The organism is Pseudomonas sp. Xaverov 259, from assembly GCF_019352915.1.
In the GTDB taxonomy this organism is placed as follows: domain Bacteria; phylum Pseudomonadota; class Gammaproteobacteria; order Pseudomonadales; family Pseudomonadaceae; genus Aquipseudomonas.
Window position 1 is genome coordinate 277,799 of the sequence record NZ_JAAAFV010000033.1, and the last position, 13,054, is coordinate 290,852.

The following is a 13,054-nucleotide window of genomic DNA, read 5'->3' on the forward strand; positions in this document are numbered from 1 at the left end:
CGATGAGGCCCTTACAGACGCTAAATCAACGTCTCGATACGCAACGAATTGGTCGACCCCGGCTGCCCGAACGGCACCCCCGCCGTAATCACCAGGGTGTCCCCGCGCTGCGCCATGCCTTGCGCCTGGGCAATTTCCAGCGCCGTGGAACACACCTCATCGACCTGGCGCAGCCGATCATTGACCACCGAATGCACGCCCCAGGCCACGCTCAGACGCCTTGCCGTAGACAGGTTCGGCGTGAGGTTGAGGATCGGCGCCACCGGCCGCTCCCGCGCCGCGCGCAGGCTGGAACTGCCGGACTCGCTGTAGTTGACCAGCACCGCCACCGGCAAAATGCTGCTGATACGCCGGATCGCGCAGCTGATGGCGTCCGACACCGTGGCATCCGCCTTGGGCCGGCTCACGTCCAGTTGCGTCTGGTAATCCGGGCCGTTTTCCACTTGGCGGATGATCTTGCTCATCATCTGCACGGCTTCCAGCGGGTATTCGCCCGAGGCGGTTTCGGCCGAGAGCATCACCGCGTCCGCGCCTTCGGCCACGGCGTTGGCCACGTCGGTCACTTCGGCGCGGGTCGGCGCCGGCGAGAAGCGCATGGATTCGAGCATCTGCGTGGCCACCACCACCGGCTTACCCAATTGGCGGCAGGTGCTGATGATGTCTTTCTGTATCTGCGGCACGCTCTCGGCGGGCACCTCCACACCCAGGTCGCCTCTGGCCACCATGATCGCGTCGCTCAGTTCGGCGATTTCCCGCAAGCGCAGCACGGCTGAGGGTTTTTCGATCTTGGCCATCAGGAAAGCCTTGTCACCAATCAACTCGCGGGCTTCGCGGATATCTTCCGGGCGCTGCACAAACGACAACGCCACCCAGTCCACGCCCAGCTCCAGGCCGAAGCTCAGGTCGCGGCGGTCCTTAGCGGTCAGCGGGCTGAGTTCCAACAGCGCTTGCGGCACATTCACGCCTTTACGGTCGGACAGTTCGCCGCCATTGAGTACGGTAGTGTCGATGGCATCAGCATGTTTGGTGATCACGCGCAGACGCAGTTTGCCGTCGTCCAGCAGCAGGTCCATGCCCGGCTCCAGCGCTGCAATAATTTCCGGGTGGGGCAGGTTGACCCGGCGCTGATCGCCCGGTGTCGGGTCCAGGTCCAGGCGCAGCGCCTGGCCGCGCACCAGTTGCACTTTGCCCTCGGCAAAGCGCCCGACGCGCAGCTTCGGCCCTTGCAGGTCCATAAGGATGCCCAGCGGGTAATTGAGCTGGCGCTCCACCTGGCGAATCCACTGGTAGCGCTGGGCGTGGTCGGCATGTTCGCCGTGGCTGAAGTTGAGCCGGAAGATATTCACGCCGGCTTCCACCAGCTCACGGATATCATCGATGCCGTCAGTGGCCGGGCCGAGGGTGGCGAGGATTTTGACTTTCTTGTCAGGCGTCATGTTTGGCAGTCTCGAGAATCAGGATGGCGCGGAAGTCATTGACGTTGGTGCGGGTCGGCTCGGTGACGATCAAACCGTCGAGCGCGGCGAAGTAGCCATAGCCATTGTTGTTGTCCAGCTCGTCGCTGGCGCTAAGGCCCAAGGCTTCGGCGCGGCGGTAGCTGCACGGGGTCATGATCGCGCCGGCGTTGTCTTCGGAGCCGTCGATGCCGTCGGTGTCACCGGCCAGTGCGTACACGCCGGGCAGGCCTTTGAGGCTGTCGGTGAGGCTCAGCAGGAATTCGGCATTGCGCCCGCCACGGCCATTGCCGCGCACGGTGACGGTGGTTTCACCGCCCGAGAGAATCACGCACGGCGCCGCCAATGGCTGGCCATGCTGCACGATCTGCCGGGCGATACCTGCGTGTACCTTGGCCACGTCCCGTGCTTCGCCTTCCAGGTCGCCGAGGATCAACGGGCTGAACCCCGCCTGGCGGACTTTTACCGCCACCGCTTCCAGCGACTGCTGCGGGCGGGCGATCAACTGGAAGTGGCTGCGGGCGAGCACCGGGTCGCCGGGTTTGACGGTTTCCGAGGCTGGGTTCTGCAACCAACTGCGTACCGACGCCGACGCCTCAATGCCGTAGCGCTTGAGAATCGCCAGGGCTTGCTGCGAAGTGCTCGGGTCGCCGACAGTGGGGCCGGAGGCGATGACGGTGGCCTGGTCGCCCGGCACATCCGAGATGGCGTAGGTGTACACCGTCGCTGGCCATGCGGCCTTGGCCAACCGGCCACCCTTGATGGCCGAGAGGTGCTTGCGCACGCAATTCATCTCGCCAATGGTCGCGCCGGATTTGAGCAATGCTTTGTTGATGGTCTGTTTGTCGGCCAGGGTGATGCCTTCGGCGGGCAGGGCCAGCAAGGCTGAGCCGCCGCCAGAGAGCAGGAAGATCACGCGGTCGTCTTCGGTGAGGTTGCTGATCAGTTCCAGCACACGCTTGGCGACGGCCAGGCCAGCTGCATCGGGCACCGGGTGCGCGGCTTCAACCACTTCGATTTTCTTGCAGGGTGCGCCGTGGCCATAACGGGTGACCACCAGGCCCGAGACTTCGCCCTGCCAGCAGTTTTCGACCACGAGCGCCATGGCGGCTGCGGCTTTGCCGGCGCCGATCACGATCACACGGCCGCTGCGGTCGGCGGGCAGATAAGGTTCAAGGACTTGCCGGGGGTGGGCGGCGTCGATGGCTGTGGCAAACAGCTCGCGAAGCAGGTGTTGCGGATCGACCGACATAAGCGGGCTCCCGGGGGATTCTTGTTATTAGAGGTGCAGCGATCGTTCCCTCGCTCCGCGTGGGAATGCCTCATGTGACGCTCTGCGTCATGCTTTGGGACGCAGAGCGTCCTGGGCTGCATTCCCACGCGGAGCGTGGGAACGATCAGTACGATCAGTGGTGTTTGTTACTTATCGCGAATCGAAAAATTCGCCATGTGCTCCAACCCTTTGATCAGCGCCGAGTGGTCCCAATTGCCACCACCAATCGCCGTGCAGGTACTGAACACCTGCTGGGTACCAGCCGTGTTCGGCAGGTTGATCCCCAGTTCCTTGGCCCCAGCGAGTGCCAGGTTGAGGTCTTTCTGGTGCAGGTTGATACGGAAGCCCGGATCAAAGGTGCCCTTGATCATGCGCTCGCCATGCACTTCCAGGATCTTCGACGAAGCAAACCCGCCCATCAGCGCTTCACGCACCTTGGCCGGGTCGGCGCCGTTTTTGGAGGCGAACAGCAGCGCTTCGGCCACCGCCTGGATGTTCAGCGCGACGATGATCTGATTCGCCACCTTGGCGGTCTGGCCGTCGCCATTGCCGCCGACCAGGGTGATGTTTTTGCCCATGGCCTGGAACAGCGGCAGGGCGCGCTCGAACGTCTGCGGCTCGCCACCGATCATGATGCTCAGGGTGCCGGCCTTGGCGCCGACTTCACCGCCGGACACCGGCGCGTCGAGGTATTGCGCGCCGGTTGCATTGATCTTGGCGGCAAAGGCTTTGGTGGCGGTGGGGGAGATCGAGCTCATGTCGATCACCACCTTGTTCGGTGACAGGCCGGCGGCAACGCCATCCGCGCGGAACAGCACATCGTCCACCTGTGGGGTGTCGGGCACCATCACAATGATGAACTCGGCTTCCTGGGCGACTTGCTGCGGGTTGGCCAGGGCCACGGCACCCGCCGCGATCAGGGCTTCGGGCGCCTTGCCGTGGTGCTCGGACAAGAACAGTTGGTGACCAGCCTTTTGCAGGTTGGCGGCCATGGGTTGGCCCATGATGCCGGTGCCGATAAATCCGATTTTAGCCATGATCAACATCCTCTTTTTATTCTATGTGCAAGCCTGTCTAGGGCTCGCCTAACACCGAAGACCTACTGTGGGAGCTGGCTTGCCTGCGATGGCATCACCCGGTTTTGCCTGATACACCGAGGTGTCTGCATCGCAGGCAAGCCAGCTCCCACATTCTTTTGTGTTGTGTCAGTTAGATGGCGTTATGGGTCTTGAGCCAACCCAGTCCCGCTTCGGTGGTGGTCAGCGGCTTGTACTCACAGCCGACCCAACCGGCGTAACCAATCCGATCCAAATGCTCGAACAGGAAGCGATAGTTGATCTCCCCGGTCCCCGGCTCGTTACGCCCAGGGTTGTCAGCCAGCTGGATGTGGTTGATCTCACCCAGGTGTGCGGCCATGGTCCGGGCCAAATCGCCTTCCATGATTTGCATGTGGTAGATGTCGTATTGCAGGAACAGGTTGGCGCTGCCCACCTGCTCGCGAATCGACAGGGCCTGCGCCGTGTTGTTCAGGTAGAAACCCGGAATGTCGCGGGTGTTGATCATCTCCATCACCAGCTTGATGCCCGCCGCTTGCAGCTTGTCGGCGGCGTATTTGAGGTTGGCGACAAAGGTCTTTTCCACGGTTTCATCATCCACACCGGCAGGACGAATCCCGGCCAGGCAGTTGATCTGGGTATTGCCCAGCACCTGGGCGTAGGCGATGGCCAGCTTGACCCCGGCGCGGAACTCTTCGACCCGATCCGGGTGGCACGCCAAACCGCGCTCGCCCTTGGCCCAGTCACCGGCCGGCAGGTTGAATAGCACTTGGGTCAGGCCGTTGGCATCCAGCTGCGCCTTGATCTCGGCGGAGCTGAACTCGTACGGGAACAGGTATTCCACACCCTGGAAGCCGGCGTCGGCGGCCGCTTTGAAACGGGCGAGAAAGTCCTGCTCGGTAAACAGCATGGACAGGTTGGCGGCAAAACGCGGCATAGGGTTCTCCTTAATCGAGCAGGGAAATGGCAGTCGGCGCATCGTTGCCGACCAGGGCCAGATCTTCGAATTCGTTGACGGCGTTGATCTCGGTGCCCATGGAAATATTGGTCACGCGCTCCAGAATAATCTCAACAATCACCGGAACCTTGAATTCTTCGATCATTTCCTGCGCCTTGCGCAACGCCGGCTGTATCTGGCCCGGCTCGAATACACGCAGCGCCTTGCAACCCAGGCCTTCGGCGACGGCCACATGGTCGACGCCATAACCGTTGAGTTCCGGCGCGTTGAGGTTGTCGAAGGACAGCTGCACGCAGTAGTCCATTTCAAACCCGCGCTGGGCCTGGCGAATCAGGCCCAGGTAGGAGTTGTTCACCACCACGTGGATATACGGCAGCTTGAACTGCGCGCCCACCGCCAGTTCTTCGATCATGAACTGGAAGTCATAGTCGCCGGACAAGGCCACCACTTTGCGCGTCGGGTCAGCCTTGACCACACCGAGTGCCGCCGGGATGGTCCAACCCAAGGGGCCGGCCTGGCCGCAGTTGATCCAGTGGCGTGGCTTGTACACGTGCAGAAATTGCGCGCCGGCAATCTGCGACAGGCCGATGGTGCTGACGTAGCAGGTGTCTTTGCCAAACACCTGGTTCATCTCTTCGTACACACGTTGCGGCTTGACCGGCACGTTGTCGAAGTGGGTCTTGCGGTGCAGGGTAGCCTTGCGCTGTTGGCAGTCATGCAGCCAGGCGCTGCGGTCCTTGAGCTTGCCGGCGGCTTTCCACTCGCGGGCCACTTCAATGAACATCGTCAGGGCAGAACCGGCGTCGGACACAATGCCCAGATCCGGCGTGAACACGCGGCCAATCTGCGTCGGTTCGATGTCGACGTGAATGAACTTGCGGCCTTCGGTGTAAACCTCCACCGAACCAGTGTGGCGGTTGGCCCAGCGGTTGCCGATGCCCAGCACCACGTCCGACTTGAGCATCGTTGCGTTGCCATAACGGTGCGAGGTTTGCAGGCCGACCATGCCGACCATCAGCGGGTGATCGTCCGGGATCGTGCCCCAGCCCATCAGGGTCGGGATCACCGGGATGCCAGTCAGTTCGGCAAACTCAACCAGCAGCTCACTGGCGTCGGCATTGATTACGCCGCCACCGCTGACCAGCAAGGGGCGTTCAGCCGCATCCAGCAGGGCCAGGGCTTTTTCCACCTGGATGCGCGTGGCCAATGGCTTGGCCAGCGGCAGTGGCTGATAGGCGTCGATGTCGAATTCGATCTCGGCCATCTGCACGTCGAACGGCAGGTCGATCAGCACGGGGCCAGGGCGGCCGGAGCGCATTTCATAGAAGGCTTTCTGGAACGCGTAGGGCACTTGGCCGGGCTCCAGAACGGTGGTCGCCCACTTGGTCACCGGCTTGACGATGCTGGTGATGTCGACGGCCTGGAAGTCTTCCTTGTGCATGCGGGCACGCGGCGCCTGGCCGGTGATGCACAGAATCGGGATCGAGTCGGCCGAGGCGCTGTACAGGCCGGTGACCATGTCGGTACCCGCCGGGCCGGAGGTGCCGATGCACACGCCGATATTGCCGGCCTTGGTGCGGGTGTAGCCCTCGGCCATGTGCGAGGCGCCTTCAACGTGGCGAGCAAGGACGTGATCGATGCCACCGACCTTCTGCAAGGCCGAATACAGCGGGTTGATCGCGGCGCCCGGGATACCGAAGGCGGTGTCCACGCCTTCACGGCGCATTACCAGGACGGCGGCTTCGATTGCTCTCATTTTGCTCATGGTTTTGGTGCCTCTTGCGTTTTGTAATTGTATACAAGTGGTGTCTGGACAAAGTGTATTCACGGCAAGCGCCGCAGGTCAATGCATTTTGCAAAGTGGCCCTGGCGTTCGTCGGAAGCACTTTTTTCGACGTATGGAGCCTTTGTGCGAAAATATTGTATACAAAAATAAATATCATTGTGTTCTATTTGTTTGATCGAGCATCTGATCAAACAGACATCCACGGCATTCCCAATAACAAAAGAAGGACAGCACCATGAGCGCTTTAACCTTGAAACTTGCCACCCAACTCGCCAGCCAGGCCCTCACCGCAGGCCGCACCATCTCGGCCGCGCCGCTGACCATTGCGGTGCTCGACAGCGGCGGCCACTTGATCACCCTGCAACGCGAAGACGGCGCCAGCTTGTTGCGCCCGCAAATCGCCATCGGCAAGGCCTGGGGCGCGATTGCGTTGGGCAAGGGCTCGCGCCTGTTGGCGCTGGACGCACAGCAGCGCCCGGCGTTTATCGCCGCGTTGAACAGCCTGGGGCAGGGCAGCGTGGTGCCGGCACCGGGTGGGGTGTTGATACGGAATCTGGAGGGGCTGGTGCTGGGGGCGATCGGGATCAGCGGGGATACCTCGGATATTGATGAGCAGTGCGCGATTACGGCGATCGAGGGGGTGGGGTTGTTGGCGGATGCGGGGGTTTCGGCTTGATTATGTGGTGACTGTAAGGGCCCCTTCGCGAGCAAGCCCGCTCCCACATTTTGACTGCATTCCACAGCTGGAACTCGGTCAAGTGTGGGAGCGGGCTTGCTCGCGAAGGCGGCGACTCGGTCTTGGCTCTAAACCCAAACAGCATCCCACAACGGATAATCGCCAATCCGCTCTACCAACCCGGCTCGCAATGGATTGGCCACCACATACCTGGCCATTTTCACCAAATCATCCTCCCTGCGCAGTGCCCGATCATGAAAACTGGTTTGCCAAAGCCGACCCTTGCGTCCGGTTGCACCATTCACCGTCCGGGTACTTTTGGATTTCACCTGACACATCAGATCCCCCAACGAGCCTTTTTGCAGTTCGATCAGCCAGTGGAAATGGTCTGGCATCACTACCCAGGCCAAAGAGTTAGCCAGGCCTTGGTATTGGGCCAGTCTGAACTGCCAGACCACCAGGCGGCCGAGGTGAAAGTCGCCGAACAGTGGGACTCGTTCGTGGGTGTTGGTGGTGATCAGGTAGATGCGGTTCGGTTCGCTGAACCGCCCGATGCGCAGGCGGTGTGAAGTGGCTAGATCAGGCATTCCATGGCCTCTCTTCAGATGGGGTTCTGAGAGGCTAGGTCTAGGTGGCTGATGCTGATTGGCAGGCTTTTGGCAGGATGTGTCTGGGAGGGCGCCTTCGCGAGCAAGCCCGCTCCCACATGGGCTCTGTGGTGTTCATACAATTTATGTCTGGCGCGGTTCAAAGTGTGGGAGCGGGCTTTGTCCCGAATAGCACAGGCACCACAGCCCATCAGCCCAACTCACACCCCTTCAACACCAACCGAATAATCGTCTGCGCCGCCGCCTCATAGTCCGCCTCATCCAGCTTGGCTTTGCCGGTCACCGCCGATATCTGCCAGTCAAAATCCGCATACGTCTGCGTCGCCGCCCAGATGCTGAACATCAGGTGGTTGGGGTCGATGGCGGCGATCAGGCCGCGATCTACCCAGCTCTGGATGCAGTTGATGTTGTGCTTGGCCTGGGCGTTGAGCTGCTCGATCTGCTCGGGGCTCAGGTGCGGGGCGCCGTGCATGATTTCGCTGGCGAACACCTTGGAGGCATACGGCAAGTCGCGGGAGATGCGGATTTTCGAGCGGATGTAGTTGCTCAGCACCACCGCCGGCTCGCCCTCAGGGTTGAACGGTGTGGAGGCGGCCAGGATCGGCTCGATAATGCTTTCGAGCACCTCGCGGTAGAGGTTGTCCTTGGACCTGAAGTAGTAATAGACGTTGGGCTTGGGCAGCCCGGCCTTGGCGGCGATGTCGCTGGTTTTGGTCGCGGCGAAGCCCTTGTCGGCAAACTCCTCGCTTGCCGCCCGCAGGATCTTTTCTTTATTGCGCTCGCGAATGGTGCTCATAAACCAACAGGTTCCTTGCCAAGACAGGCGGTCGGGCATGGTAGCACCGGCTTGACGCAGCGCTCAAGAATGCAGGTGCAACCCTTGCACACCGGGCGTTACAGCGGAGTTTGTCTGTCTTGATGCTGAACGCATTCACGGTTGTACAGGCACGCGCCGGGCACGCTGCTAGAGTTCAGGGCAGCGATTCGGTGCAAAGCTGCATCGCTTCATCCTGTTTTTGGCTTTTGTGAGTGAGAAACCGTGGAGAAAAGCAGACGTCGTACGTTCGCCTGGATGGTCGGCGTAGTCTTGGTGGTACTGGCGGTTTTGGCAGGGATTCATTTCTTCAGCGGGCAACACAAGGGCAAGCCGCCGTCCCTGGGTGAGCCGGTCGCCGTGGTGCCGGTGGTGTTGCAGGACGTGCCGGTGTACATCGACGCCCTCGGTACCGTCACCCCCACCCGCAGCGTTACGGTGGTAAGCCAGGTCGATGGCATCCTCAGCAGCGTGGAATTCAAGGAAGGCCAGCACGTCAGCAAAGGCCAGGTTATCGCCCGCATCGACGACCGTGCGCTGAAGGCGCAACTGGCGGTGGCCAAGGGCAACCTGGCCCATGATCAGGCGGTACTGAGCAACGCCCAGCGCGACCTGGCGCGCTATCGCGACCTGGTCAAAGCCGGTTCCACCAGCCAGCAAACCCTCGACACCCAGGCGTCCTTGGTGCAGCAGCAACAAGGCACCGTCGCCGCCGACCAGGGCAGTGTGCAAAACCTTGAAGTGCAATTGAGCTACTGCACCATCACTTCGCCGGTGGATGGCGTGGTCGGCTTGCGCCTGGTCGACCCCGGCAACTACGTGACCACCGCCAGCACCACCGGAATTGTGGTGATCACCCAGATGAACCCGGCCACTGTGGTGTTCGCCGTGCCCGAGGACGACCTGGGCGCAATCAACCAGGCCATGTCCCATGGCAGCGTCAGCGTGCTGGCTTACGACCGTAACAAGCAATCCCTGCTCGCCACCGGCGCGTTGCTTGCGTTGGATAACGAGGTGGACACCAGTACCGGCACCATCAAGGTCAAGGCGCAGTTCGACGATTCGGGCACTGCGCTGTTCCCCAACCAATTCGTCAACGCGCGGCTCAAGGCTGACACCTTGAGCCAGATCACCGTGGTGCCGACCCGCGCGATCCAGCACGGCAGCAAGGGCGATTTCGTCTTTGTGGTCAACGGCAACAAGGCCAGCCTGCGCACGATCAAGACCGGCCCAAGCACCGGGGATGTCTCGGCAGTGCTCGACAATGGCGTCAAGGCCGGTGAGCAGGTGATCACCGAGGGCGCCGACAAACTGGATGATGGATCCTCCGTAAAAGTCGTCGCCCAGTAAGGAGCCGCCGAACATGAATATTTCGCGGCCCTTTATCGAACGCCCCGTGGCCACCACGTTGATGATGGTCGCGGTGCTGCTGCTTGGCCTGTTGGGTTATCACTTGCTGTCGGTGTCGGCACTGCCGGAAGTGGATTACCCGACCATCCAGGTGTTCACCCAATACCCCGGCGCCAGCCCGGATGTGGTCAGTTCCTCGATCACCGCGCCACTGGAGCGTCAGCTCGGCGAAATGCCGGGGCTCAAGTCGATGAACTCCACCAGCTCAGACGGTGCTTCGGTGGTGACCCTGCAATTTGACCTGTCGCTGTCCCTGGACGTGGCCGAACAGGAAGTGCAGGCGGCGATCAACGCGGCGGGGACGTTCCTGCCCGCCAACCTGCCGTACCCGCCGGTGTACAGCAAGGTCAACCCGGCGGATGCGCCGGTGCTGACGCTGTCGCTGACCTCCGATGTGCTGCCGCTGACCAAGGTCGAAGACCTGGCCGACACACGGCTGGCGCAGAAAATCTCGCAGATCACCGGCGTCGGCCTGGTGACCATCAGCGGCGGCCAGCGCCCGGCGGTGCGGGTTGAGGCCAACACCTCGGCGCTGAACAGCCTCGGCCTGTCGCTGGATGATTTGCGCACCTCTTTGGGCACCGCCAACGTCAACCAGGCCAAGGGCAACATCGACGGCAAGTTCCAGGCCTATTCCATCGGCGCCAACGACCAGCTGCAATCGGCCGAGGAATACCGCGACCTGGTGATCGCCTACAAAAACGGCGCGCCGATTCGCCTCTCGCAAATTGCCAGCTCCACCCAAGGCCCGGAAAACCCACGCCAGGCCGCCTGGACCAACGACACGCCGTCGATCGTGTTGAATATCCAGCGCCAACCGGGCGCCAACGTGATCGAAGTGGTCGACCGCGTGCAGCAACTGCTGCCCAAACTGCGCGCCAGCCTGCCGGGCACCTTGAAAGTCGCGGTGCTCACCGACCGCACCCAGACCATCCGCGCCTCGGTCACCGATGTGCAGTACGAACTCGGCCTGGCGATCCTGCTGGTGGTGATCGTGATTTTTGCCTTTTTGCGCAACGTGCCGGCCACGATTATTCCCGCCGTCACCATCCCGTTGACGCTGATCGGCACCCTGGCGGTGGCCTACGCTCTGGGCTTTTCCCTGAATAACCTGACGCTGATGGCGCTGACCATTGCCATCGGCTTTGTGGTGGATGACGCCATCGTGATGATCGAAAACATCACGCGCTACCTGGAGGCCGGTGACACGCCACTGCAAGCCGCGCTCAAGGGCGCGGAGCAGATCGGCTTCACCATTATTTCGCTGTCCATCGCGCTGATTGCGGTGATGATCCCGCTGCTGTTCATGGGCGATGTGGTCGGGCGGCTGTTCCGTGAGTTCGCCATGACCGTGGCAGTGACCATCGTGATCTCGGCCTTCATCTCCCTGACGCTTACGCCGATGATGTGCGCGCGCATGCTCAAGTCCAGGCATGAGGAGCGCCGGGCGGATTTCTTCGACCGCATCAACCACCATTACGTGCGCGGCCTGGATTGGGTGTTGGCGCACCGTACCTTGACCCTGATTTCGGTGGTGCTCACCGCAGCACTGACCTTGTTCACGCTGGTGATCATGCCCAAGGGCTTTTTCCCCGATCAGGACACCGGCCTGATCCAGGGCATTTCCCAGGCTTCACCGACCATTTCGTTCCAGCAAATGCAAGTCGAGCAGCAACGCCTGGCGGCCCGTATCCTCAAGGACCCGGCGGTGCAAAGCCTGTCGTCGTTCGTCGGTATTGACCAGACCAACCCGACCATTAATCAGGGTAATTTGCTGATTAACCTCAAGCCGCGTGGCGAACGTGACAGCAGCACCGAAGTGATTCGCCGCCTGGCCGACGCCAACGCGGATGACGCCGGCATCCGTCTGTATCTGCACTCGGTGCAAGACCTGACCCTGGACGCCACGGTGTCGACCACCAGCTACCGTTTGGGCCTGCAAGCCACTGACCCGGATGAACTGGAACAGTGGACCACCAAGCTGCTCGCCGCGATCAAGCAAGACCCGATGTTCACCGATGTACAAAGCCAGGCCATGCAGTTCGGCAACCAGATCAAGCTGACCTTCGACCGCGCCACCGCCTCGCGGCTGGGCATCACGCCGCAGGCCATCGACGATGTGCTGTACGACGCGTTCGGCCAGCGCCAGGTCTCGACCATCTACACGCAGCTCAACCAGTACCACGTGGTGATCGCCACCGACCACCCGCCGCGTAACCTGCCGGACTTGCTCACCGGGTTGTACGTGGATATTCCTGGGGGCGGTGTGGCGCCGCTGTCGAGCATGGCGACCATGCAGATTGTACGTTCGCCGGTCACTATCAACCGCCTGGGGCAGTTCCCCTATGCGGATGTGTCGTTCAACCTCGCGCCTGGGCAGACCCTGGGTGCGGCAGTCACGCGTTTGCAGGAAATCGAAGCCAAGGTCGGCCTGCCGCTGTCGGTGCAAGCCAACCTCGAAGGCGCGGCGGCGACGTTCCAGGCGTCATTATCCAACCAGGTGTTTCTGGTGCTGGCGGCGATTGTGGTGGTGTACCTGATGCTGGGCATTTTGTACGAGAGCTTCGTACACCCGGTGACGATTCTTTCGACCCTGCTGTCGGCGGCCCTCGGCGCCTTGCTGGCGTTGCTGCTGACCGGCACGCAGTTCGACATTATCGGTTTGATCGGCATTGTGTTGCTGATCGGCATCGTCATGAAAAACGGCATCATGATGGTCGACTTCGCGCTGGAGCTTTTACGCGAAGGCGGCTTGAGCCCGGTGCAGGCGATTCGCCAGGCAGCGGAGTTGCGGTTCCGGCCGATTTTGATGACCAGCATGGCTTCGCTGTTCGGCGCGGTGCCGTTGGCGCTGGGCACCGGCATCGGCTCGGAGCTGCGCCACCCGCTGGGCATCGCGATCATCGGCGGGCTATTGCTCAGCCAACTGCTCACGCTGTTTTCCACGCCGGTGATCTTCCTCGCCATGCATGGCCTGGGGCAGCGTTTCAGCCGTCGCCCGGTGGCGGTGGAATGATGCG

10 protein-coding genes are annotated in these 13,054 nt (G+C 61.7%); 3 read left to right on the top strand and 7 right to left on the bottom strand.

What is annotated here, in order from left to right:
• Positions 1-20: 20 nt before the first annotated feature.
• The 5 genes from pyk to gcl all read right to left on the bottom strand — a co-directional run bounded on the left by pyk (position 21) and on the right by gcl (position 6,505).
• Positions 21-1,436 carry a pyruvate kinase gene (pyk, locus tag K0H48_RS15465; protein ID WP_170039950.1) on the bottom strand — a complete coding sequence of 472 codons (1,416 nt, stop codon included), beginning with the start codon at positions 1,434-1,436 and terminating at the stop codon, positions 21-23.
• A complete protein-coding gene (locus K0H48_RS15470; protein WP_219268131.1) occupies positions 1,426-2,706 on the bottom strand; it encodes a glycerate kinase in 1,281 nt (426 codons plus the stop codon). The genes pyk and K0H48_RS15470 overlap by 11 nt, the downstream gene beginning before the upstream one ends.
• Positions 2,707-2,873: 167 nt before the next feature.
• Positions 2,874-3,764, bottom strand: a complete 891-nt coding sequence (locus K0H48_RS15475; RefSeq protein WP_026013623.1) for a 2-hydroxy-3-oxopropionate reductase — start codon at positions 3,762-3,764, stop codon at positions 2,874-2,876.
• 172 nt (positions 3,765-3,936) lie between these two features.
• Positions 3,937-4,719 carry a hydroxypyruvate isomerase gene (hyi, locus tag K0H48_RS15480; RefSeq protein ID WP_056857114.1) on the bottom strand — a complete coding sequence of 261 codons (783 nt, stop codon included), beginning with the start codon at positions 4,717-4,719 and terminating at the stop codon, positions 3,937-3,939.
• A gap of 10 nt (positions 4,720-4,729) precedes the next feature.
• Positions 4,730-6,505, bottom strand: a complete 1,776-nt coding sequence (gene gcl, locus K0H48_RS15485; protein ID WP_219268132.1) for a glyoxylate carboligase — start codon at positions 6,503-6,505, stop codon at positions 4,730-4,732.
• Positions 6,506-6,761: 256 nt separating this feature from the next.
• Between gcl and K0H48_RS15490 the strand changes: the two genes are divergently transcribed.
• Entirely contained in the window at positions 6,762-7,202 is a 441-nt protein-coding gene (locus K0H48_RS15490) for a heme-binding protein (protein ID WP_219268133.1), read from the top strand.
• 128 nt (positions 7,203-7,330) lie between these two features.
• Here K0H48_RS15490 and K0H48_RS15495 read toward each other — a convergent pair whose 3' ends face one another.
• Together K0H48_RS15495 and K0H48_RS15500 are read right to left on the bottom strand one after the other, a co-directional pair.
• Positions 7,331-7,789: a transposase gene (locus K0H48_RS15495; RefSeq protein WP_219268134.1), complete on the bottom strand. Its 459-nt coding sequence runs from the start codon at positions 7,787-7,789 to the stop codon at positions 7,331-7,333.
• Between the two features lie 211 nt (positions 7,790-8,000).
• The gene (locus K0H48_RS15500; RefSeq protein ID WP_219268135.1) at positions 8,001-8,606 is read right to left on the bottom strand and encodes a TetR/AcrR family transcriptional regulator; all 606 of its coding nucleotides are present in this window, start codon (positions 8,604-8,606) and stop codon (positions 8,001-8,003) included.
• Between the two features lie 243 nt (positions 8,607-8,849).
• Between K0H48_RS15500 and K0H48_RS15505 the strand changes: the two genes are divergently transcribed.
• The gene (locus K0H48_RS15505) at positions 8,850-9,974 is read left to right on the top strand and encodes an efflux RND transporter periplasmic adaptor subunit (RefSeq protein ID WP_219268136.1); all 1,125 of its coding nucleotides are present in this window, start codon (positions 8,850-8,852) and stop codon (positions 9,972-9,974) included.
• 13 nt (positions 9,975-9,987) lie between these two features.
• Positions 9,988-13,050 carry an efflux RND transporter permease subunit gene (locus K0H48_RS15510; RefSeq protein ID WP_219268137.1) on the top strand — a complete coding sequence of 1,021 codons (3,063 nt, stop codon included), beginning with the start codon at positions 9,988-9,990 and terminating at the stop codon, positions 13,048-13,050.
• The last annotated feature ends 4 nt before the right edge of the window (positions 13,051-13,054 follow it).